Below are 25,398 nucleotides of genomic sequence, written 5' to 3'. Positions count from 1 at the left end.
GAACGTTATGAAGTTATTAGAACAAATTGAAAAGTGGGCTGCAGAAACGCCTGATCAAACCGCTTTTGTTTGGCGAGATGCGAAAATTACGTACAAACAATTAAAGGAAGATTCTGATGCGTTGGCACATTGGATTTCTTCTGAGTATCCAGACGATCGTTCACCAATTATGGTGTATGGCCATATGCAACCTGAAATGATTATTAACTTTTTAGGATGTGTAAAAGCTGGACATGCTTACATTCCTGTAGATTTATCTATCCCAGCTGATCGTGTACAACGTATTGCTGAAAATTCTGGTGCGAAATTACTTTTATCGGCAACAGCAGTAACTGTAACTGATTTACCAGTTCGCATCGTAAGTGAAGACAACTTAAAAGATATTTTCTTTACTCATAAAGGGAACACTCCAAATCCTGAACATGCGGTAAAAGGTGATGAGAACTTCTACATTATTTACACATCAGGAAGCACAGGTAATCCGAAAGGGGTTCAGATTACTTATAACTGCCTTGTTAGCTTTACAAAATGGGCTGTAGAAGATTTCAACTTACAAACAGGGCAAGTATTCTTAAACCAAGCACCTTTCTCATTTGATTTATCTGTAATGGATATTTACCCATCATTAGTAACAGGTGGTACACTTTGGGCAATCGATAAAGATATGATTGCGCGTCCAAAAGACTTGTTTGCTTCTTTAGAGCAATCGGATATTCAAGTATGGACTTCCACACCTTCTTTCGCTGAAATGTGTTTAATGGAAGCATCTTTCTCTGAGAGTATGCTACCGAACATGAAAACATTCTTATTCTGCGGTGAAGTGTTACCAAATGAAGTAGCTAGAAAATTAATTGAGCGTTTCCCTAAAGCAACAATTATGAATACGTATGGTCCAACAGAAGCTACTGTCGCTGTAACAGGTATTCACGTTACAGAAGAAGTGCTTGATCAATACAAATCACTTCCAGTTGGCTATTGTAAATCAGACTGTCGCCTTCTTATTATGAAAGAAGATGGCACGATCGCACCTGATGGTGAAAAAGGTGAAATCGTAATTGTCGGTCCAAGCGTAAGCGTTGGATATTTAGGAAGCCCTGAATTAACAGAAAAAGCATTTACTATGATTGACGGTGAGCGCGCCTATAAAACAGGCGATGCTGGCTATGTTGAAAATGGTCTTCTATTCTATAATGGTCGTCTTGATTTCCAAATTAAGCTGCATGGTTATCGAATGGAATTAGAAGAAATTGAGCATCACCTTCGTGCGTGTTCTTACGTAGAAGGAGCAGTTATCGTTCCAATTAAAAAAGGTGAGAAATACGATTATTTATTAGCGGTTGTTGTTCCTGGGGAGCATTCGTTTGAAAAAGAATTCAAATTAACATCTGCAATCAAAAAAGAACTCAATGAGCGATTACCAAACTACATGATTCCACGTAAATTCATGTATCAATCTTCTATTCCAATGACACCAAATGGAAAGGTAGATCGCAAAAAATTATTGAGTGAGGTTACAGCATGACCGCATATGGATCATTTTATTTTTTCGCTATAGTGGGCATTTTATTAATACCTACTATCATAGCTGGATTAAAAGGTAAAATGTTGCGCAAATATAATGCCGTTTTAACATTAGTCATGATTGCTATTATCTTCTCAGATAAACCAAAGCAAGCAATGATGCTAGCTGCATTTATTATTTGGCAATATGTCCTTATTAAAGGCTATTTAATTTTAAGAAAACAAAATAATAGTACATTCACATTTTGCATAGCTGTTATTTTATCGATTTTGCCTCTTATTTTGGCAAAAATCGCGCCGTTTGCATCGTTTTTACCTGAGTTAAAACTTGTTGTTTTCCTAGGTATATCTTACGTAACATTCAGAGCAGTTCAAATGGTATTTGAAGTTCGTGATGGTTTAATTAAAGAGCTTTCTTTCTTTAACTTCTGGGAATTCGTTTTATTCTTCCCTGCGATTTCAACAGGACCTATCGATCGTTACCGAAGATTCCAAAAAGATATTCAAAAGCCACCTAGCGCTGAAGAATATCAAAATTTACTATATACAGGACTAAATCGTATTTTCCAAGGTTTCTTGTATAAATTTATTATTGCTTACTTAATAAAGCAATATTGTATGGATCCAGCATTCGCTCAACACGATACAATATTTTCAAATATGATTTACATGTATAGCTATAGCTTATATCTATTCTTTGATTTTGCTGGTTATAGCTCTTTTGTAATTGGTGTAAGTTACATGATGGGAATTAAAACGCCAGAAAACTTCAATAAGCCATTCCTTAGTCGTAATATTAAAGACTTCTGGAACCGCTGGCACATGAGTTTATCATTCTGGTTCCGTGATTTTATTTACATGCGTTTCGTCTTTTTTGCAACGAAGAAAAAGTTAATTAAGAACCGTTACACTATTTCGTATATCGGGGCATTTTTAAACTTCTTCATTATGGGAATTTGGCACATCCAAGGAAGCGCTGTTGCGCAGTATGTTATTTATGGTCTATACCATGCCGCACTGTTTATTTTATTCGATATTTTCGAACGAAAAAACAAGAAGCATAAGTTTTGGCCAAACAATAAATTTACACACATCCTTGCGATTGTAATTACGTTCCACGTTGTATGTTTCGGTTTCCTAATCTTCTCTGGACACCTTAACAGATACTTTTAATGCACCCTTCTTATTCCATTAAGAAGTTGCACATATAATAATTTCGGATATAAAGGAGATTTTAAAAATGGCAGAATTCAAAGAGCAAGTATTAGATATTTTAGAAGAAGTATGTGAAAACGATATTGTGAAAGAAAACTTAGATGTTCAATTATTTGAAGAAGGTATCCTTGATTCTTTCGCTGTAGTATCTTTATTAGTTGAATTCCAAGAGCGTTTAGATATTGAAGTTTCTATTTCTGATTTTGACCGTGACGAGTGGGCTACACCAAACATGGTTATTAAAAAGTTGGAAGAAATCCGATGAACAAAGCAAAATTTGGTCCGATGCTTTTAGCATTGGCCCTTTTTGCTGTATTCTTACTTATTCCAACGCGCTTCCTACTTCCACTTTTAAGTGATGAAAAAGTAGAACAAGCTGCTACTTCTTTAAAAGAAGAAAAAATTCAAAGTATGATTTTACAGCAAAAGATGTTAGCAGATCCAAAATATCTTCCGATGTACGGTTCATCGGAATTCGCACGTATGGATGCTTTCCATCCATCTAATTATTTTAAAGTAAAGCCTGAAGGATTTACGCCATTCCTTCTTGGACGCGGCGGAACACAAGACCTTGTACATGTATTAAACTTCGCATCTACAATGGATCAATTGAAAGATAAGAAAATGGTATTCGTTCTTTCTCCGCAATGGTTTGTACCACAAGGTATTGACGAAACGCACTTTGCACCTAACTTTTCAAAACAACAAGGTTACCACTTCATTTTCAACAATGATTTAAAACCTGAAATGAAAAAACAAATTGCAAAGCGTTTATTAAACTTTGAGATTGTAAAAAAAGAAACTTTATTAAAAATTTCGCTTGAAGGTATCGCTTATGATGATACGAAGTATAAAGTAAAAGCACTTGCTGCTAAACCTTTCGCTTATATTTACCGTAACATTTTAGATCGTAAAGATTTATTTACAGCTATGTTTAATATTAAACCGCATAAAGAGAAGCTCGATCCTTCATTAAAACAAATGAACTGGGAAGAGGCTCGTAAACATGCGGATCAAACAGGTGCAGCAGAATCTGGATCTAATGAATATGGTATCGAAGATGGTTACTTCAATAGCAAAATTAAGAAAAAATTAAAGCAACGTGAAGGTTACTTAAAAAATGATGCTTATGACCAATCGCCAGAATATGAAGATTTACAAATTGTACTTGATTTATTAAAACAATCTGGTGCAAAACCACTCTTCATTTCTGTTCCTGTCAAAGGTCCTTGGTACGACTACGCTGGCTTCCCGAAAGAACGCCGCGAAGCATACTATAAGAAAATTCATGAGCAAATTGAAAAAGCTGGTTATCCAATTGCCGACTTCTCAAATCATGAATACGATAAATACTTCTTAAAAGATCATATGCACTTAGGTTGGAAAGGCTGGGTTTACATCGACGAAGCCATCCAACAATTTTATAAAGCAAACTAACGAAAAGACCGCTTGAATTACTCAAGTGGTCTTTTTGTATATATTTTGTAATTGCTCGATTGCATTCGCCGCTTCTTTCATAACTCGCTCCACTACATGCTGAGCTGATTCGATTCGTGCCAATGATGCTGCCTGTCCTGCCCAAAGTGACATATATTCTTCCTTATTTTGCTTCGCTGCCTCTTGGCGTATTTTAGAAGTTAATACGTTTTGCACTGGATATACCGGAAGCCCTTCTTCTTTTCCTTCATGTCTCTCTATAAATTCATTCCGAATACCGCGTGCATATTTCCCGGAAAACGCACGAGTTACAGTTGTGCTCGTATCTGTACTATGTAAAACCGCTTCTTTATACACATCGTGCGTAATACTCTCTTCACTTGTTAAAAAGGCTGATCCCATTTGAACACCTTCTGCTCCTAGTGCCAATGCCGCAACAAGCCCTTGTCCGTTCATTACACCACCTGCTGCGACAATTGGGATATGCGGAACAGCTCCTACTAACTGAGGTATTAACGCAAACGTACCAATCATAGCATCTCGTTCTTTCCCAATAAACGTTCCTCTATGCCCTCCTGCTTCGCTACCTTGCCCAATAATAATATCTACTCCTAGCTCAGCAAGTACTTTCGCTTCCTTCACATGGGTAGCTGTTCCGATAACTTTTATTCCACTTCTTTTTAAATCATTTATTTCTTCTTTTTCTAACGTTTGAAATGCAAAGCTAACGACCGGTACTTTTTCATCTAATAGCACTTGTAATTGTTCCTTATAGCTTTTTGGAAGCTTTAACGTTCCTTCTACTTCTATACCTAATTCTCTATTCACTCCGCTTAGTAATACTTTCGCCTCATTTACCTTCTCTTCTTCTATTTCTATCTCTTTCGTTACAAGTAAATTAACACCGAAAGGCTTATCTGTTAGTTCTCTTATTCTATAAATCGCTTCACGAATTTGTTCTGGGCTCATATAGCCCGCTCCAAGCGTCCCTAATCCTCCACTATTACTTACTGCTGCAACAAGTTCTGGCGTCGTAATCGCGCCTGCCATACCGGCTTGAACAACGGGATACTCAATTTTTAATATGTCTGTTACTCGACTTGTAAACATCATTTTCCCTCCTATTTCCTTTATATCTTCTTTATTTGATAAGCTTTCCCCTGCTTTTGCAAGGGTTGAACTTCATATGAAGCGAATATATTGAAAGAGAAGGAGGCTGAGCTTAATGATTTATCCAAATGCATTAAAACAAGGTGATACAGTAATGATTATTGCACCATCTGGTCCACCTACAATCGAAAATGTATTAAAAGGTGTGAATGTATTACAAGAGATGGGGTTATCCGTAATAATCGGGAAGAGTGTTTACGAGAAATATGGATTTTTAGCCGGAAGTGATCAAGTTCGGCTTGACGATATACATGAAGCATTTATAAATAATGAAGTGAAGGCAATTTTTTGTGCACGAGGTGGTTATGGAAGTGCTCGTCTTCTTCCTCACATTCAATATGAAGTTATTAGGCAAAATCCAAAAATCTTTTGGGGATATAGCGATATTACAGCTTTACATACTGCTGTTTCACGTTATGCAAAGCTTATAACATTTCATGGTCCGATGATTGAAGAACTAGGAAAAGGCATTGATTCCCTATCTTTATCCTCTTTTAATCAGCTATTCCATCCGTATTCAACCATTTTATCTGCATCAGAATGTATCGTACCTAGCTCTCACAGTACAGTTACAGGTACGTTAGTTGGAGGAAATTTAGCTGTGTTAACAAGTATAATTGGCTCGCCCTACGAGATAATTACGAACAATACACTTTTATTACTTGAAGACATTGGTGAAGAACCGTACCGCATTGACCGTATGTTAAATCAGCTACTTTTATCTGGAAAGTTTAATGAATGCAGGGGCGTTATTTTCACAAGTTGTCACGACTGCACTCCTTCAAAGCCCTCTCAATCATTGCAAACAATATTATATGAATATTTCGCGCCATATCATATACCTGTCCTATTCGATTTACCAATTGGACATATAAGTCCAAACATCGGTATTCCACTTGGAGCTACAGCAACAATAAACACGAATAATAAAACAGTCTCTATTTCTTCTGGTATTGCCACTCCATATTCAAATTAAAAAGGAAAAGCGATTACGCTTTTCCTTTTACTTATAATAATTAAAAATTCGTCCAGATGCGATATCTGCAATTTCTTCTGGAATAAATGTTTTACTTATATCAGTGCCAACATTTAATACAGCTGTAGCATCTTTCTCAATGCTACCAAATAACTCTTTCCCACGTATCGTAATAAGGGGCGTTCCTTCTGGCAACACATCTTTTACAAATTCCATTTGTGTAAAGAACGGAACGATCCATCTACCTTCTCCTTGGAAATGACGCAAACGAAGTATTCCTTCTGTTGCCCCGTCCTCTGCTTCTAGTGAACCAGCAACATAAAACTCAGTAGATAAGAGCAATTCATAAAATTCCTTTTGCTTCTGTTTATCATCCCCTGCTACAACAAGTACCTCTTCTAATTTCTTTACTGAAATTTGCTCCATATGATGCCACCCCTATTTTCAAAATGATTGTACTTAGATTATACGAAATATTCTTATTTTTTTCTACATAATTCGCAATTATTTTCTTAAAATAATTTTAATACTTCTTTTGTCGTCACAATCGTAGCAAACTCTTCATGTAAATTTACAAGTGTCATATTGTGAATATCCTCTGCACTATACTCCTTACCATCTAAACCTTTACGGTTAAACGTAGCCGTTGCATCACTCACTAAATATGTTGTAAATCCTAAATTCCCTGCCATTCGTGTCGTAGTTTCCACGCAATGATTTGTCGTTAATCCTACAACCACTACTGCATTACATTTGTTCTTTCTTAATTGCTCTTCTAAATTTGTCCCAATGAACGCGCTGTTAACGAATTTCTGAATAACCACTTCACCAAGTAGTGGTTGCACTTCTGCTTTAAAGTTTACCGTTTCCGCTCTCTCATAAAACATTGACTGAGCATTTTCTTTATTTACATGTTGAATATGAAAAACTGGTCGTTCCCTTTTTCTCCATTCTTCTAACAAAATTCTCATGTTTTCTTCAGCAAAAATATTATTTCTCTCGCCCCAATCTGGTAATTGAAATGCCTTTTGTACATCGATTATGATAAGTGCTATTTGATTTGTCATCATTTCCCCCTTAATTTGGCTGTAATTGAAATAGAAAACCAAGTTGTTGTGACGCAGTAATAAAGCAAACATAGGCGCAAAGCTCTACAATTTCTTTTTCTGTCCAATATTGTTTTAATACGTGAAACATAGTATCATCTATTGCTTTTCGGTCATGAACAAATGTATGCGCAAAAGTAACAGCTACACCAATCTCCTCTGCCTTTTGCACATCATCAGGTCTTCCCTTTGCCATACAGTACGGACATTCATTCCCATACGCTAATGTTCTTCTCACTTGCTCCTTCAACTCTGCTGAAAGAGTTCCTGTATTGTACAGTGTATCTTCTAACGTACTCCACGAATGTAATATATCCGAATTATGCCCTAATAACTTTTGAAACTTTGTATCTCCTACATTTGATAATGAAATTCTCTCCATCATTTCCCCTCCTATTCCCTTCTGTTTTATTGTAAAATAAATAACGTTCACTTTACATTTCATATGAATCTTAATTTATATTTTTCCTTTACAAAAATCATTATTTTACTGGAGGTATATTTACAAATGCAATTAGACCGTGTTGATCGAAAAATTTTAAATGAATTATATAATGATAGTCGCCTTTCGATGCGTGAATTGGCGAAACGAGTAAACTTATCTGCTCCGTCTACTTCAGAACGTGTTCGTAAACTCGAAAGCGAAGGTGTTATTCAAAAATACACAATCGATATTGATTATAAAAAGGCAGGACTCGTTTTAGATTGTATTTTAGAAATCACTTTAAAAAATGGTGATACAACACGTATGCAACAATTTATTCAGTCTTATCCATCTGCAAGTTTTTGTTACCGAGTAACAGGAAGCTTATGCTACATTGTAAAAATTTCTGTTCCTTCACTCGTTGAACTTGAAGAATTTATCAATGATGTTTCTTCATATGCAACGACCGTTTCTCATATCGTATTATCAGAAGTATCTCTTACTCCTGATATTGAACATATCTTCCCAGAAGATTAATTTATTTTTATTCAAAAAAATATAAAAAAACCCCTTACAATAAGAATAAAAATAATATATTATGTATTAAAATACATAAAGTTCGAGAAAGGGGCTTTACATTGAAAATCTGGTTTTATGAAAAAACGGCACAATTAGATGACTTGCTTGGTATTTGGGACAATGTCCCAACAATCCCGCGAATTGGTGAAAAAGTGGAGATTTTAAAGACGGTCCGCACTGTTACAGATATTAAATATGTAAAGAACGGTAATAATTTTCGAGTAGAAATTATTACAAATTAAAAAGTAGCTCTTTAGGAGCTACTTTTTAATTATCTATTATGTGCTTTCTTTATAACGATTTTATCTTCTTCTACAGATACTGTTACATAATCATTTTCTTCTAACCGAAGCTTATTTACAGCCTCATCTGGTAACTCTATGGCCATCAATCTATCGGTTAAGATCACTTGACTATACACTTCATTTTCTTGTGATGAACTCACTACTTTTTGCTCATTTATAAAACGTACTGGTGGCACGCCAACTTCTTTTACTGTACGCCATTGTTTCCAAACATAAGGAATTAACCAAAGTAATCCAACAACTGTAAGACCGATACCAATCCATAAATTACTTTGCGCTTGTAATTCAGTAATCGAGATTGTACCGCTTTCTTCTCCACCGAAAAATTGCATACTTGTTGCAATCAAATTATTGAGAGCGTGCACAGCTATATTCGTCCATATATTTTTTGTCTTTATGTATAAAAGACACATAACGACACCAAACATGAACGCACCAATAACATCAAGATGTCCTAAGCCAAAAATAATTGAAGATATAATTACAGCTTTTTTAATTCCCCATTTATAAGCCATTCGCTGTAAGAAAAATCCCCTAAAAATAACCTCTTCCATAATAGGTGCTAACACACATGCTGAAATGAAAGTAAATATCGTCATATATACGTTACTCGTATTAATAACATTTCCGTCTTCTAGCATAGTAACTAAGAAATTCGGTAACGTATGTGCTAATATGTAAAATTGAATCTGAGATATGCCAACTGAAAAAATCATCCCCATTATCGTTGCTAATACAATTAATCCCCAAGATAAACGTCCTGGCTTATCAAAAAAACTGTTAAATACAACATTATTTTTATTTGTTTTTACGTATAGCCAAAGTAACGGAAATACAAAAAATACAGTTATTTGTGAAATAACCTCCATCGTATTCTCAGAAACATTTGTTAGATCTAATGGAATCATTATAAGGAACACCCCTATAATCATCCATCCAAAAAAGCTACGTAGCCTTATACGTGAAAATGCATAGTGCATATAAAACACCCCCAAAGATAGTAAAAATAAAATAAAACCTTAATCAGTACTTTATAGGCAATCCTTTCCCTATAAATAGCAGGATAACTAAATTATAATATGAATATAGTTGAAATTCTTCCTATTTTTCTCAAATTATTTCAAACAGCATATCTCTTAAAATACCGTATCCCTGTTCTTCAAGTTGCAATCTAAATGAATTTTATGTAATAAAAATCCCCGTTTTTACAAGCGGGGATTTCTTTTATTATAATACGTCACGTTTTTGGAATAATGTACTTGATGCTACAAGTAACACAACAAAGTATGCAACTACAAGTAATAATGAAGTTGTAAACGTAAATTCTGTAAATGTTGGTTCCATTCCACCATTAATTAATTTATTACTATCGTAAGCTCTTAAATCCAAATGGTTGAATACTACAAACTTCGCTACACCTTTTGCAAACATTATTAATACCATATTAATTGCACCTTGTAAGAAGAATAGGAACATCGTAATAATTAATGGTAATACAGATTTTCTAAATACGTTTGCTAAGAAAAATGCAAGTGTTGCAAAGAAAAATGGTGATAGCAGCTGATATAATATTGTTTTTAAAACAATTCCTAACGTTAATTCAGTTTTACTACCGTCCATTACAATTAATCCAATAATCATAGCAATTAACGTACTAGCAAATACAATAAATAACATCGTTAATAACACTGTAATATATTTAGAAAATAAAACTGTCATTCGTTTTCTTGGACGAATTAATAATTGTTTAATCGTTCCTTTTTGGAATTCATCTGTAATTGTACGCGAAGCTGTTGTAATTCCAAAAATCGTTGCGAATATCATAATTAAGCCGATATCTGAACTTACAAAATCTAAGTAAGATCCATTTAAACTACCAGCTTCACCCCATTTCGCCAGTACTACTGCTCCTAAAATCTCCAATAAAGCAATGACACCAATTAAAATATACATACCTTTTTTCGCATGCAACTTTAAAAATTCATTTTGAATTAATTTAAACATTACGCTTTCACTCCCCCAGTAATCGCTAAGAACTCATCCTCTAACGTTTTATTTTGAACAGTAACTCCGTATACAAGCACATCAGCATGAACAAGTTTTTTTACAAGTTGCGGAATGTTGTCTTTTGTTACAGATGCTACAATTACATTCCCTTTTGCTTTACCTTTAATGATTTCATTTGCTTTCTGAACTTCATCTACTTCAAACGCTACAACGACTGCCTCATCATGTTTCACTTTTTCATGTAAGTTGTACTCTTGTACAAACTCACCTTGTTTAATAATAACGACGCGATCACACATTAATTCAACTTCACTCAATAAGTGACTTGATACGATTACAGCAATATTCTCTTCTTTCGCTAAACGTTGTAAATAATCACGAATTTGGCGAATACCAGCTGGATCTAATCCATTTGTCGGTTCATCTAAAATTAAGATTTTCGGCTGATGCAGTAATGCCTGTGCAATTCCTAAACGTTGTTTCATGCCAAGTGAATATGTTTTCACCTTTTTATGAATCGCATGCTCTAACTCAACAAGCTTTACAATCTCAGCAATGCGCTCTTTACTAATTGGTGTAATGGCCATGTTCGCAAAATGCTTTAAGTTTTGCATTCCTGTCATATAATCATATAGTTCAGGATTTTCTACAATCGCTCCAATTTGCTCTAGTGCCTTTTCACGCTCCGAGCGAATACTATGTCCACAAATTGTAATATCGCCCTCTGTCATTGAAATAAGACCTGTCATCATACGGATTGTCGTCGTCTTACCGCTACCGTTCGGTCCAAGGAATCCGTATACTTCTCCTTCACGAACCTCAAATGATAAACCACGAATAATTTCCGTTCCACCAATCTTTTTTCGAACATTCTCTAACTTTACTACTACGTTTCCCAATGCTGATTCCTCCTTTAGACTTCTAGTTTTTTATCGATAATATAAGCAATTACATATATTATTAGAGCACTAACCATTACCATGAAACTTATATTAAAAATGTTAAATCCATTTTCTTGAAACATATTAATAAACAGACTCTTGCTTTCACTATGATATTCTACTCTTCGCAATACTTGGAAAGCTGGAGCTAATTTTCCTAGCAAGGTTGTCGCTAAAGTAATCGCGATATTTATTACTAGAAAAATAATAACGATTAGTATATTTTGCGCCTTTTTCTTTTTCGTAAGTAACTTTACTAGAGTAATTACCAATATGATTTGTAAAACACTAAACAAAAACTCAAATAAATCGCTTATCGTATATATTAAATTATTAATTATGCCTACTTGCATAATCTCTTTTGCTTCTACATATACAGAAGTCGTAGGAAAAGCTAATACATAACTTACGTAGAAAAGAATTCCACATATCCCATACCATATAGCCATTGCGATAAATGAGAAAATAAGCATAGAAATTACATATTGTTTCCCAGATATTGCTGTAAGTCGTAACATTGGATTAGTTAGTAAGCGTGAATATGATTTCATTGTTTGTATAAACATATAAACAATATAAAAGAAAAATATAATCATAATGATTCCAAATATACCCTCTTGTCTACTGATAGCCGCATCACTTTTTCTTACAATCATTTGTGAAAATAACACAGCTTCAATTAGCACAAAGAATAAAAAAGTAACAATATATCTTTTCTTATTTACATTCCATAAATAGGAAAGTACTGACTTCACTTACTAAACACCTCCTTAAACAATTCATGAACTGCTTTTCCTCTCTGAAAACGAATTTCTTCTACATTTTCATATAGAACCATTTCTCCATCTTTTAAAAAGATCACTTCATCAAAAATATTTTCAATTTCATTTATTAAGTGAGTGGAAATTAATATCGTACAATCTTCCCTATAGAACTGTAGAATTAGATCCAATACATGTTCTCTAGAAAGAGGATCAATCCCGCCCAATGGCTCATCCAGTACATATAGCTTCGCTTTTCGAGAAAACGTTAAAATAATCTGCAACTTCTCAACCATACCTTTTGACAATGCTGTAATTTTTTCTTCTAACGGTATTTTAAATTCTGCAATCGTATCTACCGCTTTTTGAATATCGAAGTCTTTATAAAAATCTCGATAGAAAAATAAAGCGTTTTTTACAGTCATCCAATCATCAAAGATTGGCTTATCGGACATAAATGAAACAATTTCTTTCGTCTGTAACCCTACCTTTTTACCGTCTATTGTAATACTACCTTCAGAAGGGTGTTGCAAGCCTGCAATCATTTTCAATAACGTCGTTTTCCCGCTCCCGTTATCTCCAACAAGCCCAACGATTTTCCCTTCCGTAATCTCTATGTTTAATTCACGGATCACTGCTTTTAATCCGTATCTCTTCCATAAGTTTTCTATTTTCAATAGCTCTGTCATTGGCTCTCCTCCCTCTTATCATGTAATGAAGAACGAAGAATTGTAAGAATTTCTTCTTCTGAAAAACCTAAATTGTCCATTCCATCTATAAAAGAATGAAGTAATTCTTTCGCCATCTCTTTTCGCAGCTCCATAATTTTCTCCCCTTCATTCGTTACATACCGTCCCATTCCTCTACGTGTGACAACAACTCCATCCCGTTCTAGCTCTTGAAATGTACGCTGAATCGTATTTGGATTCACTTGTAATTCACTCGCTAATTCACGGACAGAGGGAATTTTATCACCAGGCAATAAATGTCCTGTTACGATCTCTTTTTTTATGTATTCCATTACCTGAATGTAAATTGGTGTATTTGGAGAAAACTCTATTTTCATTTCTTCCCTCCTTTTGTATCGGTGTACTAGTTAAATAATACACCGATACAAAAGGTTTGTAAATACCCATTTAATTACAAAAAAGTTCTATCCGTTAAACGAATAGAACTTCCCAAATATAAATCGCTATACAAAAATAATAGTGTTATGTAAACAAAATTATAAAGAAAAACTGTCTTATCAATGAATAAGACAGTTTTTCTTTATAATCCTATATTAAAAGTTAAACACGAAGTCATCGTCAGCTAACTTTTCAACGTTCGTTGCTTTTACGTAACCATTTCCTTTTACAGAGAAGAAATCATGGTTTTTCGTATCTGTACGTAAACCATTTAAAACGATTGGGTTAATTTCTTCTTCTTCAAACTTCGGCTCAAGTCCTAAGTTCATAAGCCCTTTATTCGCATTGTAACGAACGAAACGATTTACATCTTCTACAAGACCGATAGAAGTGTAAATTTCTTCTGTATAGGCCATTTCAATTTCATATAGTTCCATTAATAAATCTTGTGTTTCTTTTTGCACTTCTTGTTGCTCTTCTGCAGAAAGTTCTGCGAAGATTTGTTGTGCTAAAATACCGACGAATACGCCGTGAATTGACTCATCACGAATTATCAAGTTGATAATCTCACCACTTGCTGTTAGTTTTCCTTGACCAGCTAAGTAAAGTGGATAGAAGAATCCGCTATAGAATAAGTAACTTTCTAAGAACACACTTGCTACCATTGCCATGTATAACTCTTTTTTTGTTACTTCAGGCTTTAATAAACGACGATAGTAACTAGTAATAATACCAGCTTTTTTCTCAAGTAACGGATGATTGTCTACCCAGTCAAAAATATCATCAATCTCTTCTTCTGTAGCTAATGTTGTGAAAATGTGACTATAACTTTTCGCATGTACTTCTTCCATAGCTCCCATGAAAGCTAATACACTTTTCGCTTGTAAATTTTCAAGATGAACCAGTACAAGTGGCATTCCTTCGCCACCTTGTTTCGTATCTAAAAGTGTTAAACCACCTAATACACGCTTATAAGCAATTTGCTCTTCTTTCGATAATTGCACCCAAGTATTTTTGTCAGACGAAACCGCAATTTCTTCTTCTGTCCAAAACTGAGCGATGTTTTGCTTCCAAAACATTAAACTAAAATCATCTTCTTTTTTGTTCCAGTTTACCGCACGCATTAAATCGCCCCTTCTCTAAATATGATAACTAAGCATGAGCAGGGTTCAGAAAACCCTGCTCATCATGTCTCACTTTTTATATTAAACGGTACAAGCCACACACTCTTCCACGCTTAATTTACGTGTTCTCGTATAATACAGACTCTTTAAGCCTTTTTTATGTGCATAGATGTAGTAACGTGCTAATTCACGTGTTGAAATATCACTATTAACGTAAAGAATTGTACTAATTCCTTGGTCAATATGTTCTTGAATTTCTGCGATTAAATCAATTAATTTAAACTGATTCATATCGTAAGAAGATTTATAGTACCAGAACGTATCTTTTGATAAATACGGCATTGGATAATATGTTGTCGCATTCGCATATGTTCTTGATTCGATTTGACTTACGATCGGCATTACGCTTGAAGTTGCATTTTGAACGTAACTGATTGATTGTGTTGGAGCAATGGCAAGACGATATGAGTTGTATAAACCATTCTTCTGCACTTGCTCTTTTAAACTTGTCCAATCTTCTTTTGTTGGAATATGAATTCCTTCAAATAGTTGCTGAACTTTTTCAGTTACTGGGCTGTAATCTGTTGTTTCATACTTTTCGAAGTATGTGCCATTCGCATAATCAGATTTATCGAAGTCCTTAAATGTCTCGCCTTTTTCTGTAGCGATTTCCATACTTTTCTCAATAGAGTAGTAATTTAACATCATAAAGAATGTACGAGCGAATTCTTTCGCTTCTGCACTTTCATAAGCGATTTTATTTTTTGCTAAATATCCGTGTAAGTTCATTGCTCCAAGTCCAACTGAATGAAGCTCATCATTTGCTTTTTTCACAGTTGGTGCATTCGGAATAATCGTCATATCAGAAACAGCTGTTAAAGCTTCCATTCCCGCATGAACTGCTTCACGAATTTCTTTATTTTCCATCACGTTTACGATATTTAACGATCCTAAGTTACAGTTAATATCACGACGGATAATGTCATCTGTGCCGTAATCATTTATTTCTGAAGTTTCTTGAAGCTGGAAGATTTCTGTACATAAGTTCGACATCTTCACAGTTCCAATATCCTTCAATGGATGTTGATTATTTGCATTTGATTTAAACATTAAGTATGGGTAACCAGACTCAAGCTGAATCATAGCGATTTTAATAAGCATATCACGTGCACTAATATCTAGTGGCTTCTTCTTCACTTTCGGATTGCTCATTAATTCATCGTACATTTCATCAATGTCAATATCATCTAAATGCTTGCCATATTCTTTATAAACCGTATAAGGCGCGAAAACATGGAAAGGTTCGTTTTTCTCAGCAAGCTCAAAGAACTTACTTGGAACGATAATTCCGATTGATAGAGACTGAATACGGCTCTTCTCATCGGCATTTATTTTTTTTGTATCAAGGAATTCAATAATATCCCAATGGAAAATGTTTAAATATACTGCACCGGCACCTTTTCGTTGGCCAAGCTGATTCGCATATGAAAACGAATCTTCAAGCAATTTCATAACAGGTACTACACCACTTGCAGCGTTGTCGATACCTTTAATTTGCTCACCGCGTGCGCGTAGCTTAGATAAGTTTAAAGCTACTCCCCCGCCGATTTTCGATAATTGCATCGCAGTATTAATGTTAAAGCCGATCGAATTTAAGCTATCGTCCATCTCTAACAAGAAACAAGACACCATTTCTCCTCTTCTGCTTCTTCCCGCATTTAAAAAGGTTGGTGTCGCTGGTTGGTAGTTTTGTTTTACAATCATGCTTGCGAATTGTCTTGCCTTCGAAACATCACCGCGTCCTAAGTATAATGAAACAATTGCTACACGATCTTCATAGCTTTCTAAGTATTGTTTTTGATCATTCGTTTTTAACGCATAATCTTTGTAGAACTTAGATGCTGCCATATAAGATTGGAACTCGAAGTTTTCACCATAAGCGATGTTATATACTTCCTCTACTTCCTCCAAGCTATACTCGTCCAGAACGTTGTAATAGTAATCATGTTCTTTCATATACTCCATTCGCTCTGCCACGCTATTAAAAGGAACGGTATTCTCTCTAGCTTCTTCCATAAAGACTTCTAATGCCTCTTTATCTTTATGAAGCTGATAAAAACCGTCCTGCATTTGCGTGATTTCATTATTCAGTTCAATGTGTCGCAATCTCCCGCACCCTTTCCTTAAAATATTCTACATCGTTATTTGTTCCAGATAACTCAAATTTTGATACAATAGGCACTTCATATTTAGTAGAAATCTTGTCAGCACTTGCACCGAACATGTCTCCCCAATTACGATTGCCGCTTGCAGATACGCCTTTTAATTTTTCATTATTGCGCTCTAAAAAGTCTAAAACACGTTCTGGTACATTGCCAAAACCTGTTGTATACGTAATAAGAATAAAGTCTTCATCTATTACTAGATCTTCATCAATTTGAACGGCCGGCATATTTAATTTGTGAATGAAACGCTTCACGTTTCCTGTCATAGAATCATATGCAACTAACATTTCCGACCCTCCCTCTCAAATCTATATTCTCTATATGTTGTTCTTGATTTCTCTATATATTGTATTACGTTTCAAAATAAGACACAAGATATATGTATAAATTCTTTCTTTTTTTAACTTTTACTTTTCGACATGATAGCCGTTTTTTTTCAATACAATGACTATGAAACAACATTCTAAAACTCATGTCAATAAAGTGCTTTTCAAAAAAGTTGTCAACGAATTTAACCTTATTTTTAAAAAAGTTAACAATATATTTTGTCATAAAACGGTAGATGCTGAAGAAATATATTTCTCCAGCATCACGCAAAAAAGAACAGATATGAAACTATAATCTGCTCTAAAAAACGATTACATTTATCAAATTTACCTTATTAAATATATTATACATATACTTTCGTTTCTCGTTACATACTAAAAGATAACTATTATAGAAAAAGATTATTATTATGGAACTTCAATTTATTTATGAAAAGTTTATTCAGAGTGCTCAATGCGCAAAATATCTTTTACAAATATATGATGCGGATTTTCATCTTTATCAATCATTGTACATACCGGAGCCTCTTCATCAAAGTATACAATCATTCCTTCTACGTACTGATATGTATGTCGAACTTGTACAGTTACTTTAATTTCTACTGCTTCTTCATATGCTCTTTTTATTTTCTGAAGCATTTTTGCTGAACATTTTCGTTTCTCTGGATACATAACCATTCCCATAAATCGATTGCCGGCTCTATCTTTCCACATATAATCCCAATGTGGTAAAATGCCTTGTTTAAAATCGCCCATAATTCCCCTCTCCTTTATCTTTTATTTATCCCGCATTAAACGTCCGATTGGTGAAAGGCTACTAATCAGTGAAAGATGCCCTGCTGATCAAAATTCCCCTTTATGAACGTGGCGTTTCTGAATATGTATAAATCACTTGCCCGCCTCGCTGTGCGTTACCAATGAAATGCTTAAAGTCTTCTCTATTTACAACAACTTCTCTGAACGTATAAAATACATCTTTCGTAACAACATACTCCTTTATTTCACCATTTTTTAGCTGATCTAAAATTGTATTTGCTAATTCTTTATCCATGTATTTCACCTCTCTGCAATATTTTATTTTATCGTATATTCTATAGGTCAACAACTGTAAATTTATCCCGCTATTTGCAGGTAGTGCGATTGGTGTTGACTACTAATCAGTCGTGGAATGAACAAAAAATCTTACTGATTAACGTTTCACTTTATCTCGTTGTTATGCCATGATTTTATTTTCGTTATTTCGCAAACAATATCGTTTTACTATATGTCCACTAAATATCATATACTAACATAGCTACTTCTCTATATCAAACATTTCGGCATTCAATTATGCAAAGTTCCATACCACTATGCTACAATATACAAATAGAACTAGGAGGGATACTATGATTCGGAAAGCAAAAAAGACAGATGCAATGGCAATAGCTCCTTTATTGTATAATGCTCTGCATGAAATTGCTGAAAAAATCACAGGTAGCACAGATGAAGCAGAAGTATTACTAGGACTTGAGACATGGTTCTCAAAAGAAAATAACCGTCTGAGCTACGAAAACTGTTTTGTCTATGAACAAGACGAGAGTGCAGTTGGAGTTATTGTCGCTTATCACGGTAGTGAAGCAACACAGCTTGACGCACCAATTGTACATCACTTAAGAGAATTACATAAAGATGAATCAATTACGTTAGAAAAAGAAGCTGAGCTTGATGAGTATTACATTGATACACTATCAGTTTCAAGTGCACACGGCGGAAAAGGTATCGGTTCTAAATTAATTGAAGCTGCCGAAATCTATGCAACTGAAAAAGGGCATGAAAAAATCGCTTTACTTGTTAATTTAGAAAACACACGCGCCTATTCACTATACGAAAAGTTAGGTTATAAAAAAGATGAAATTGTTATGCTAGTAGGCGAACCTTATGCTCATCTCGTAAAACCATTAAACGTCAAAATTTCTGTATCTTAAAAAGAAAGCACACGATTTATATAAATCGTGTGCTTTTATGTTAAATTCGTATTTAATATATTTCCATCCATCGCCTCGTGAAACGTATATGTTGTACATCCCCATGGCTTTCTATGCAAAATAGGCGAACCAGACCATCCCATTGCCCTCAGCTCCGTTCCAATCATCGAATTAAAATAATTATGACCTACAAGAGCAATACTTCCATGTACGAGAGCATAACGATGTAATACGTAAGCTGCTTGCCTTGCCCTCTCTCTTACTTCCTTATAAGATTCAACATTTTTATGGTAACCAAGTATCCATAATGCTCGTCCAATACACATCCATACGTTAAGTTTACACTTCAACCATTTTGGCGCATAAAAGCTCGCCGGAACTGCCACTTCCCTAAAAAGAGAATTTTGTATAAAACATAAAGAATCCATTAATTCAGCTGCTGACTGTACAGCACACTTTTGATCACTCGTTACAATCAATTTCGCTACTTCAACCGCTTCTCTTGTTTCCAATGGTATAGGTTGTTTTTCTGTTATAGTATGTAAGTCATATCCTTTTATCCATTCATGAAAGGATGTAACCGTCATTGGTTCTATAGTACAATCTAAGCGACCATGACGAATAAAAGAAATCTTCATTCTTTTCACTCTCCATTCATCACTTATGAACTCTATTATGCACTAGTTCTAAACATCATACCACGCAAGAAAATAAAGTTATATACCTTTACATCTCCCCACCATTATCATGTGTTATCGAAGCATGGATACCATCCATCCCATCAAAATATGTACTCGTATCATATTGACGAATCTTTTTTAAATGCATATAAGAAAATAAAAATAAAATTAAAGCTATAACACTCCCCACAAATTCAAACATCATTTTACCGCCTCTAATTTCTCCCACTTCAGCAGGTTATTCTACTTTTTCATTATACCTCGATATAAAGATTCTCGCATTTTTGCTATTTTTTTCAAAAAACATGGATTTTCTACATATTTTCTTACAAAAAGTGAATATTTTTCGAATTTTTACTTTGGAAACATTTACAAAGTAGGAAATATGGTTCAAAATAGGAGGAAATAAAAAAACCCAAATTTATTCTTTTTTTGGGAAAACTGTAACAAGGAGAGTTGCTTATGCAGATCGCAGAAACTGGAGATATCATCGAATTTAAAGGTGGAATGCAAGGCCGTGTTCAAAAAGTAAATCAAAACTCTGTTATTGTTGATATAACAATTATGAAGAATTTTAGAGAACTAGATATGGAACCTCTTACAGTTGTAAGTCATAAAAACTATACTGTCATTAATCAAAATGCATAATATAATAGAAAGAAAGGGCCTGTATACTATACAGGCCCTTTCTTTCTATTAACGATTATCAATTGTTTCCGGATATAGATCGTGGTTCATCATGCGGTAATCAGCCATTTGTTCATACTTCGTCCCTGGGCGCCCGTAGTTGCAGTATGGATCAATTGAAATACCACCACGTGGTGTGAATTTCCCCCATACCTCAATATAACGTGGATCCATTAATTTAATTAAATCGTTCATAATAACGTTCATGCAATCTTCATGGAAATCACCATGATTGCGGAAACTAAATAAATACAACTTTAAAGATTTACTCTCTACCATTTTTTGCTCTGGAATATAGCTAATATAAATTGTTGCAAAATCTGGTTGTCCTGTTTTCGGGCATAAACTTGTAAATTCAGGACAATTGAATTTTACAAAATAATCACGGTTTGGATGATTATTATCAAATACCTCTAATATTTCTGGGCTATATTCAAATAAATATTTTGTATTTTGATTCCCTAGTAATGTTACATCTTTTAAATCTTCATCTAATCTTCCTGTCATTTTAAACATCCCTTCTCGTTATACGCCGCGCTTATTTCCCCATACTAACGCATGAAGCTGAGGCAATACTTTTGCATCATTCATCTCTTTACAATTTACAGCTTTATCAATCAGCCATTCATACTTATCTAATAATTTTTTTATAAGCATCGCATCATCCACTGTTTTTGTATCATCGTTTCCTACTTGTAAGAAAAATGGTACCTTTGGATAACGTTCGTGCATCTTAACTGCATATTCAAAATCATGATCATCGAATACTACTACTTTTAAACTAATATCTTTTCCTGCTAGTTTCTGAATAATAGCATCTAACCTCTGAAAATCTGTTTTCATCGTTGAACTTGGTGGTTTTGGAGAAATTGTTATCTCATCAATTTGAAGTAACCAATCTTGCCATTTACTCCCTTGCGTTTCAATTGCCGTTCGCATTCCATTTTCTTTTAATATAGAAAGAAGAAACTCAATATTTTTCAGTAATGCCGGATTTCCACCTGAAATCGTAACATGAGAAAAATTTTCTCCTCCAATTGCAACAAGCTCATCCCAAATATCTTCTGGTGTCATCTGTCTAATTTGATCTTTAGCTGATCCATCCCACGTAAAAGCAGAATCACACCAAGCACAGCTATAATCACAACCAGCTGTACGGATAAACATTGTCTTTTGCCCTACAACCATTCCTTCACCTTGAATAGTCGGACCGAATATTTCTAAGACAGGGATTTTACTCATCAAGCATCCACTCCCGTCTTACTTCCGCATAACTAGTCGGCGTCTCAAATAGACGAACAAATTCAACGCGAGCTCCTTTATATTCGTTCACTCGATTCTCTTTTGTTAGTGCTTCTGCCATCTTTTCATAAATCCAAACGACCATATTTTCAGCAGTCGTATTCATTGCAGGTAACGTTTCGTTTAAATAACGATGATCTAGATAAATTTCTATTTCATTCTTCCAAATTTCTTTTATATCTCCAAAGTCAATTGCAAGACCTATTTCATTTACATATCCACTAATTCCAAATACAACTTTATATGTGTGACCATGTAAGTTTTTACATTTCCCTTCATAACAGTGTAAATGGTGTGCTGCATCAAATGTAAATTCCTTGCTGACCATTACTCTTTTATTATGGTATTTGAGTTGTTTACGCTGAATATCCTTGTCCATTTTTTGCAAATTCTCTACGATGCGAAATCCAAAAAAGTTATCCATTAGTTGTTCGCTCCTTCGCGTTCTTGTAGGTACGTATCTAATCCTGCTTTACGAAGTTGACATGCTGGACATTCACCGCAACCATCACCAATGATTCCGTTATAACATGTTAATGTTTTTTCTCGAACAAACTCAAATGCTCCAAGTTCATCTGATAATTTCCATGTTTCAGCCTTATCAATCCACATAAGTGGCGTGTGAATGACAAACGGGTAATCCATAGATAAATTTAAAGTAACATTTAACGATTTCACAAACACGTCACGGCAGTCTGGATAACCACTGAAATCAGTTTCACATACACCCGTTACAATATGACGTGCTCCAACTTGTTTTGCTAATACAGCAGCAAATGATAAGAAGAGTAAATTTCGTCCATCTACAAATGTCGATGGCAATTCACCTTCTTCATGTGTAATCTCCATATCCGTTCTCGTTAAAGCATTTGGAGCAAGTTGATTTAATAGACTCATATCTAGTACCGTATGCTTTATTCCTAGTTCTTTTGCAATTTCCGCTGCACAATCAATTTCTAGCTTATGACGTTGATTGTAATTAAACGTTACAGCTTCTACCTCTGCAAACTGCTCTATTGCCCAAAATAAACATGTCGTACTATCTTGTCCTCCACTAAAAACAACAACTGCTTTTTCTTTTTTCATTTCACTCATTCTCCTTCTCTACTATAAATAAGAAGAAAGAACGTTCTTGAACTGTCACAATAAAAAAACAAAACAATACCTAAGGATATTGTTGTTTCCATAGTTTTTTATAGAGGGAGTTCGCGAACCTCTCCCGCGCGGTGCACGGAATTTCTTCTTTCATTGACACAGCTTATTGTAACATATTGTATACTAGCGTAAAAATTTCTGATTTTTCAGCTATTTATTATTTCATTTCTTTCATTTTATAGTATGATTAATTTAATATAAGAAGAGAGGAGGCATCCCACTGAAACCCTTTATTATTTATCTCTTTTTAAATATATTATTCATCCTGATTACAATGCTCGTATATCATTTATTTTGGAATCAAAAAGGGAAACGCTCTCCTAAATTAAATTCAGCTATATTCATTGTACTCTGTTGCCTTGCTACCGTACTCTGTATTACATTTGCAGCAAAAACAAATAATGGTTTTCAATTTGATATGCGCCATATTGTATTAATTGTCGGTACATTAACGGGAGGGCCTATTGCTGGTGGTTCTATCTTAGTTGTATTAAACATATATCGCTTATTATTAGGTGGGATAGGTGTTTTCCCATCTCTTATCGGTTCTGTTCTTCTATTTATTGTTCTATTATTAACATATAAATTTTTCAATCGAACTTCTAATCGTATAAAAATAACACTTGCTATTATCTACAGTCTCACATACGGATTTAGTTGGATACCCTTCTTCCTTTCAAAGGTTACAAATAAGACTGATTATATACCGCATATTATTGTGTATGAATTATGTTCAATGCTTGGTACGATTCTAATTTTATATTTACTACACATATTACAAACTCAAGTTCGTCTCCAAAACGAACTTATAAATGCTGAAAAGTTTCATTTAATTGGTGAAATGGCAGCGTCTATCTCTCATGAAATTCGCAATCCATTAACTTCAACGAAAGGTTTTTTACAACTGTTACAATCAGATACATGCACTGAGCAGGAACGAAAATTATATATCGACATTGCCATTAATGGCATCGAACAAGCAAATCATGTTCTTACAGATTATTTAACCTTTGCTAAACCAAGCATTGAAAAAGAACAAACATTACAGTTAGAAGAAGAATTACTACATGCATTGTCGTTAATTACACCGCTTGCTAATTTAACAAATGTACGTACTCATTATATAAAGCAAAGCACTTCTTTTTTTATCGCTGGAGAAAAGCAAAAACTAAATCAATGTTTATTAAATATTTTAAAAAATTGCATTGAGGCTATGCCAAAAGGCGGTGATCTTTATTTCACATTAGTTCCTGATCATAAGCATATTCAGTTATATATAAAAGATACAGGAGTCGGTATGGATTCAGAACAAGTAAAACGTCTTGGTTCGCCCTTTTATTCAACGAAAGAAAAAGGTACTGGACTTGGAATGATGGTCGTATTCAGTGTTGTTCAAGCTATGAATGGAAAAATTGATATTATAAGTGAAAAAGGAATCGGTACAACCTTTTTATTAACTTTTCCACTCATACAAAAAACGTGATGAAATACTCATCACGTTTTTTCTGTTCCTTCAACTAATTCAGCAAAAGCTTTCACTTTTCCGTGCGGTTGTTGATTTTCTTTACGTGCTTTCCAGGCGCGCTCTTCTTCTCGCTTCTTCTTAGACATGTTTTTTCAACTCCTTCTTTTCTTTCTCCATGTAGTATTCCAAAATAAGAAAGAAAACTATGCACGTATCAAAAAAGAAGTGGTTTCCCACTTCTTCCACTTTAGCGTTGCAAAATTGCATGTTTCGCCTCTTTTAACTGCGTAAGATGTCTTTGTTCATGCAAATCAAGAAATTGAACCCATTGATACAAATTCAGATCATTAAAAACAGGATGCTTTAATCCATTTTCAAATAAATCTTTTTCATCTATAACACTATGAAGCGCGTGTAATAGTTCTTGGCGTGAATGTTCTAGCAATTGAATTCCTTGCTGTTTTTTCATTAAAGTTTCTGTTGGTTGCATTTGCTGAGGAGCTTCTCGTTTATGTGTGCGATCAAGCGTAAGTTGGAGGTCTTTAAATGGAGTCATGTTTCTTTCATTTTTTTGTAAAGCATATACAAGGGCAGACGTGACAGATTGTTCAACTAAATGCAAGTGGTGTAAAATTTGAATAATACTCCATTTATCACGGCGTGGCTTTACATTCACTTCTGTGTCATTTAACATTTCAATTTCTGATAATAGCGTGCTTCGAGTAGCCTGTAATGAGTTTACTAAACTTTCTAAACTTACATCCATATTAGATTGAAGCATACTTGTTCCCCCCTTTTGTTGGTGAAAAGAGGTGCTCCTTATTAGAAACACCCCTTCAGTATTCTGAATTTTCTTTTATTATCTCATCATTTTCCCATTATGTCGATGTTAAACATGTGA

33 protein-coding genes and 1 riboswitch are annotated in these 25,398 nt (G+C 34.4%); of the genes, 10 read left to right on the top strand and 23 right to left on the bottom strand.

Annotated elements, in window-relative coordinates; genetic code table 11:
* Nucleotides 1–7: 7 nt before the first annotated feature.
* The 4 genes from dltA to dltD all read left to right on the top strand — a co-directional run bounded on the left by dltA (nucleotide 8) and on the right by dltD (nucleotide 4,173).
* Nucleotides 8–1,522, top strand: a complete 1,515-nt coding sequence (gene dltA, locus ACTFP3_RS03310) for a D-alanine--poly(phosphoribitol) ligase subunit DltA (protein ID WP_000770505.1) — start codon at nucleotides 8–10, stop codon at nucleotides 1,520–1,522.
* A complete protein-coding gene (gene dltB / locus ACTFP3_RS03305) occupies nucleotides 1,519–2,694 on the top strand; it encodes a D-alanyl-lipoteichoic acid biosynthesis protein DltB (RefSeq protein ID WP_000127933.1) in 1,176 nt (391 codons plus the stop codon). The genes dltA and dltB overlap by 4 nt, the downstream gene beginning before the upstream one ends.
* Before the next feature lie 67 nt (nucleotides 2,695–2,761).
* Nucleotides 2,762–3,001: a D-alanine--poly(phosphoribitol) ligase subunit DltC gene (dltC, locus tag ACTFP3_RS03300; RefSeq protein WP_000807310.1), complete on the top strand. Its 240-nt coding sequence runs from the start codon at nucleotides 2,762–2,764 to the stop codon at nucleotides 2,999–3,001.
* Nucleotides 2,998–4,173: a D-alanyl-lipoteichoic acid biosynthesis protein DltD gene (gene dltD / locus ACTFP3_RS03295; protein ID WP_326035610.1), complete on the top strand. Its 1,176-nt coding sequence runs from the start codon at nucleotides 2,998–3,000 to the stop codon at nucleotides 4,171–4,173. Before dltC ends, dltD begins: the two co-directional genes overlap by 4 nt.
* Before the next feature lie 21 nt (nucleotides 4,174–4,194).
* Here the strand turns inward: dltD and ACTFP3_RS03290 are convergent, their stop codons facing one another.
* Nucleotides 4,195–5,283: an NAD(P)H-dependent flavin oxidoreductase gene (locus ACTFP3_RS03290; RefSeq protein ID WP_000495277.1), complete on the bottom strand. Its 1,089-nt coding sequence runs from the start codon at nucleotides 5,281–5,283 to the stop codon at nucleotides 4,195–4,197.
* Between the two features lie 115 nt (nucleotides 5,284–5,398).
* On the opposite strand from ACTFP3_RS03290, the gene ACTFP3_RS03285 reads away from it, so the two are divergent.
* Complete coding sequence (locus ACTFP3_RS03285; RefSeq protein ID WP_242244722.1) at nucleotides 5,399–6,319, top strand: S66 peptidase family protein; 921 nt, start codon at nucleotides 5,399–5,401, stop codon at nucleotides 6,317–6,319.
* A 27-nt stretch (nucleotides 6,320–6,346) separates the two neighbouring features.
* Here ACTFP3_RS03285 and ACTFP3_RS03280 read toward each other — a convergent pair whose 3' ends face one another.
* The 3 genes from ACTFP3_RS03280 to ACTFP3_RS03270 all read right to left on the bottom strand — a co-directional run bounded on the left by ACTFP3_RS03280 (nucleotide 6,347) and on the right by ACTFP3_RS03270 (nucleotide 7,810).
* Entirely contained in the window at nucleotides 6,347–6,745 is a 399-nt protein-coding gene (locus ACTFP3_RS03280; protein ID WP_000435265.1) for an SseB family protein, read from the bottom strand.
* An 86-nt stretch (nucleotides 6,746–6,831) separates the two neighbouring features.
* Nucleotides 6,832–7,386 carry a cysteine hydrolase family protein gene (locus ACTFP3_RS03275; RefSeq protein WP_157418851.1) on the bottom strand — a complete coding sequence of 185 codons (555 nt, stop codon included), beginning with the start codon at nucleotides 7,384–7,386 and terminating at the stop codon, nucleotides 6,832–6,834.
* Nucleotides 7,387–7,396: 10 nt separating this feature from the next.
* On the bottom strand, nucleotides 7,397–7,810 hold the full coding sequence (locus ACTFP3_RS03270; RefSeq protein ID WP_006928837.1) for a carboxymuconolactone decarboxylase family protein: 414 nt from the start codon (nucleotides 7,808–7,810) through the stop codon (nucleotides 7,397–7,399).
* A gap of 123 nt (nucleotides 7,811–7,933) precedes the next feature.
* Here ACTFP3_RS03270 and ACTFP3_RS03265 point away from each other — a divergent pair, with 123 nt between their 5' ends.
* Both ACTFP3_RS03265 and ACTFP3_RS03260 read left to right on the top strand, forming a co-directional pair.
* The gene (locus ACTFP3_RS03265; RefSeq protein ID WP_001175505.1) at nucleotides 7,934–8,386 is read left to right on the top strand and encodes an Lrp/AsnC family transcriptional regulator; all 453 of its coding nucleotides are present in this window, start codon (nucleotides 7,934–7,936) and stop codon (nucleotides 8,384–8,386) included.
* 101 nt (nucleotides 8,387–8,487) lie between these two features.
* Nucleotides 8,488–8,670, top strand: a complete 183-nt coding sequence (locus tag ACTFP3_RS03260) for a DUF3913 family protein (RefSeq protein WP_000707107.1) — start codon at nucleotides 8,488–8,490, stop codon at nucleotides 8,668–8,670.
* Nucleotides 8,671–8,699: 29 nt separating this feature from the next.
* Here the strand turns inward: ACTFP3_RS03260 and ACTFP3_RS03255 are convergent, their stop codons facing one another.
* From ACTFP3_RS03255 to ACTFP3_RS03205, 11 genes are all read right to left on the bottom strand, one after another.
* Nucleotides 8,700–9,713 carry a CPBP family glutamic-type intramembrane protease gene (locus ACTFP3_RS03255; RefSeq protein ID WP_440009304.1) on the bottom strand — a complete coding sequence of 338 codons (1,014 nt, stop codon included), beginning with the start codon at nucleotides 9,711–9,713 and terminating at the stop codon, nucleotides 8,700–8,702.
* A gap of 247 nt (nucleotides 9,714–9,960) precedes the next feature.
* Nucleotides 9,961–10,737 (bottom strand): ABC transporter permease, encoded by a 777-nt coding sequence (locus ACTFP3_RS03250; RefSeq protein WP_440009301.1) that lies wholly within the window; start codon nucleotides 10,735–10,737, stop codon nucleotides 9,961–9,963.
* Nucleotides 10,737–11,639, bottom strand: coding sequence for an ABC transporter ATP-binding protein (locus ACTFP3_RS03245; RefSeq protein WP_440009298.1), 903 nt, complete (start codon nucleotides 11,637–11,639; stop codon nucleotides 10,737–10,739). Before ACTFP3_RS03245 ends, ACTFP3_RS03250 begins: the two co-directional genes overlap by 1 nt.
* Before the next feature lie 14 nt (nucleotides 11,640–11,653).
* Nucleotides 11,654–12,436: a hypothetical protein gene (locus tag ACTFP3_RS03240; RefSeq protein ID WP_000843921.1), complete on the bottom strand. Its 783-nt coding sequence runs from the start codon at nucleotides 12,434–12,436 to the stop codon at nucleotides 11,654–11,656.
* Nucleotides 12,433–13,131, bottom strand: a complete 699-nt coding sequence (locus ACTFP3_RS03235; RefSeq protein WP_000137745.1) for an ABC transporter ATP-binding protein — start codon at nucleotides 13,129–13,131, stop codon at nucleotides 12,433–12,435. The genes ACTFP3_RS03240 and ACTFP3_RS03235 overlap by 4 nt, the downstream gene beginning before the upstream one ends.
* The gene (locus ACTFP3_RS03230) at nucleotides 13,128–13,508 is read right to left on the bottom strand and encodes a GntR family transcriptional regulator (protein ID WP_000687512.1); all 381 of its coding nucleotides are present in this window, start codon (nucleotides 13,506–13,508) and stop codon (nucleotides 13,128–13,130) included. Before ACTFP3_RS03230 ends, ACTFP3_RS03235 begins: the two co-directional genes overlap by 4 nt.
* Nucleotides 13,509–13,724: 216 nt before the next feature.
* The gene (gene nrdF / locus ACTFP3_RS03225) at nucleotides 13,725–14,693 is read right to left on the bottom strand and encodes a class 1b ribonucleoside-diphosphate reductase subunit beta (protein WP_001203028.1); all 969 of its coding nucleotides are present in this window, start codon (nucleotides 14,691–14,693) and stop codon (nucleotides 13,725–13,727) included.
* 81 nt (nucleotides 14,694–14,774) lie between these two features.
* Nucleotides 14,775–16,859 carry a class 1b ribonucleoside-diphosphate reductase subunit alpha gene (gene nrdE, locus ACTFP3_RS03220; RefSeq protein ID WP_001215839.1) on the bottom strand — a complete coding sequence of 695 codons (2,085 nt, stop codon included), beginning with the start codon at nucleotides 16,857–16,859 and terminating at the stop codon, nucleotides 14,775–14,777.
* Nucleotides 16,846–17,205, bottom strand: a complete 360-nt coding sequence (gene nrdI / locus ACTFP3_RS03215) for a class Ib ribonucleoside-diphosphate reductase assembly flavoprotein NrdI (protein ID WP_000959447.1) — start codon at nucleotides 17,203–17,205, stop codon at nucleotides 16,846–16,848. The genes nrdE and nrdI overlap by 14 nt, the downstream gene beginning before the upstream one ends.
* A 477-nt stretch (nucleotides 17,206–17,682) precedes the next feature.
* The gene (locus tag ACTFP3_RS03210; RefSeq protein WP_000502205.1) at nucleotides 17,683–18,000 is read right to left on the bottom strand and encodes a hypothetical protein; all 318 of its coding nucleotides are present in this window, start codon (nucleotides 17,998–18,000) and stop codon (nucleotides 17,683–17,685) included.
* A gap of 100 nt (nucleotides 18,001–18,100) precedes the next feature.
* The gene (locus ACTFP3_RS03205; RefSeq protein ID WP_000356684.1) at nucleotides 18,101–18,295 is read right to left on the bottom strand and encodes a hypothetical protein; all 195 of its coding nucleotides are present in this window, start codon (nucleotides 18,293–18,295) and stop codon (nucleotides 18,101–18,103) included.
* A gap of 334 nt (nucleotides 18,296–18,629) precedes the next feature.
* Between ACTFP3_RS03205 and ACTFP3_RS03200 the strand changes: the two genes are divergently transcribed.
* Nucleotides 18,630–19,208: a GNAT family N-acetyltransferase gene (locus tag ACTFP3_RS03200; RefSeq protein WP_000619542.1), complete on the top strand. Its 579-nt coding sequence runs from the start codon at nucleotides 18,630–18,632 to the stop codon at nucleotides 19,206–19,208.
* Nucleotides 19,209–19,243: 35 nt separating this feature from the next.
* On the opposite strand, the gene ACTFP3_RS03195 is transcribed toward ACTFP3_RS03200, so the two are convergent.
* On the bottom strand, nucleotides 19,244–19,846 hold the full coding sequence (locus ACTFP3_RS03195) for a hypothetical protein (protein ID WP_000703102.1): 603 nt from the start codon (nucleotides 19,844–19,846) through the stop codon (nucleotides 19,244–19,246).
* Between the two features lie 88 nt (nucleotides 19,847–19,934).
* Nucleotides 19,935–20,117, bottom strand: a complete 183-nt coding sequence (locus ACTFP3_RS03190; RefSeq protein ID WP_002023607.1) for a hypothetical protein — start codon at nucleotides 20,115–20,117, stop codon at nucleotides 19,935–19,937.
* Nucleotides 20,118–20,350: 233 nt separating this feature from the next.
* Between ACTFP3_RS03190 and ACTFP3_RS03185 the strand changes: the two genes are divergently transcribed.
* Entirely contained in the window at nucleotides 20,351–20,536 is a 186-nt protein-coding gene (locus tag ACTFP3_RS03185; RefSeq protein ID WP_001165082.1) for a YkvS family protein, read from the top strand.
* A 48-nt stretch (nucleotides 20,537–20,584) separates the two neighbouring features.
* Here ACTFP3_RS03185 and queF read toward each other — a convergent pair whose 3' ends face one another.
* The 4 genes from queF to queC are packed head-to-tail and all read right to left on the bottom strand — an operon-like array spanning nucleotide 20,585 to nucleotide 22,963.
* The gene (gene queF / locus ACTFP3_RS03180; protein WP_001986050.1) at nucleotides 20,585–21,082 is read right to left on the bottom strand and encodes a preQ(1) synthase; all 498 of its coding nucleotides are present in this window, start codon (nucleotides 21,080–21,082) and stop codon (nucleotides 20,585–20,587) included.
* Between the two features lie 18 nt (nucleotides 21,083–21,100).
* Complete coding sequence (queE, locus tag ACTFP3_RS03175) at nucleotides 21,101–21,817, bottom strand: 7-carboxy-7-deazaguanine synthase QueE (protein ID WP_000036294.1); 717 nt, start codon at nucleotides 21,815–21,817, stop codon at nucleotides 21,101–21,103.
* Nucleotides 21,810–22,301, bottom strand: a complete 492-nt coding sequence (gene queD / locus ACTFP3_RS03170) for a 6-carboxytetrahydropterin synthase QueD (RefSeq protein ID WP_000368414.1) — start codon at nucleotides 22,299–22,301, stop codon at nucleotides 21,810–21,812. Before queD ends, queE begins: the two co-directional genes overlap by 8 nt.
* Nucleotides 22,301–22,963, bottom strand: coding sequence for a 7-cyano-7-deazaguanine synthase QueC (queC, locus tag ACTFP3_RS03165; RefSeq protein ID WP_000711595.1), 663 nt, complete (start codon nucleotides 22,961–22,963; stop codon nucleotides 22,301–22,303). Before queC ends, queD begins: the two co-directional genes overlap by 1 nt.
* Nucleotides 22,964–23,056: 93 nt before the next feature.
* Nucleotides 23,057–23,100, bottom strand: a riboswitch (PreQ1 riboswitch).
* Nucleotides 23,101–23,306: 206 nt separating this feature from the next.
* On the opposite strand from queC, the gene kinB reads away from it, so the two are divergent.
* A complete protein-coding gene (gene kinB, locus ACTFP3_RS03160; RefSeq protein WP_000964151.1) occupies nucleotides 23,307–24,515 on the top strand; it encodes a sporulation sensor histidine kinase KinB in 1,209 nt (402 codons plus the stop codon).
* Between the two features lie 11 nt (nucleotides 24,516–24,526).
* Here kinB and ACTFP3_RS03155 read toward each other — a convergent pair whose 3' ends face one another.
* Nucleotides 24,527–24,643 (bottom strand): DUF6254 family protein, encoded by a 117-nt coding sequence (locus tag ACTFP3_RS03155; protein ID WP_000038355.1) that lies wholly within the window; start codon nucleotides 24,641–24,643, stop codon nucleotides 24,527–24,529.
* 101 nt (nucleotides 24,644–24,744) lie between these two features.
* On the bottom strand, nucleotides 24,745–25,278 hold the full coding sequence (locus tag ACTFP3_RS03150; protein ID WP_000941961.1) for a DinB family protein: 534 nt from the start codon (nucleotides 25,276–25,278) through the stop codon (nucleotides 24,745–24,747).
* Between the last annotated feature and the right edge of the window lie 120 nt (nucleotides 25,279–25,398).

Source organism: Bacillus cereus group sp. MYBK5-2, from assembly GCF_051915685.1.
GTDB lineage: Bacteria > Bacillota > Bacilli > Bacillales > Bacillaceae_G > Bacillus_A > Bacillus_A cereus.
Note: the sequence above shows the minus strand (reverse complement) of the source record. Positions and strands in the feature narration are given on the sequence as shown.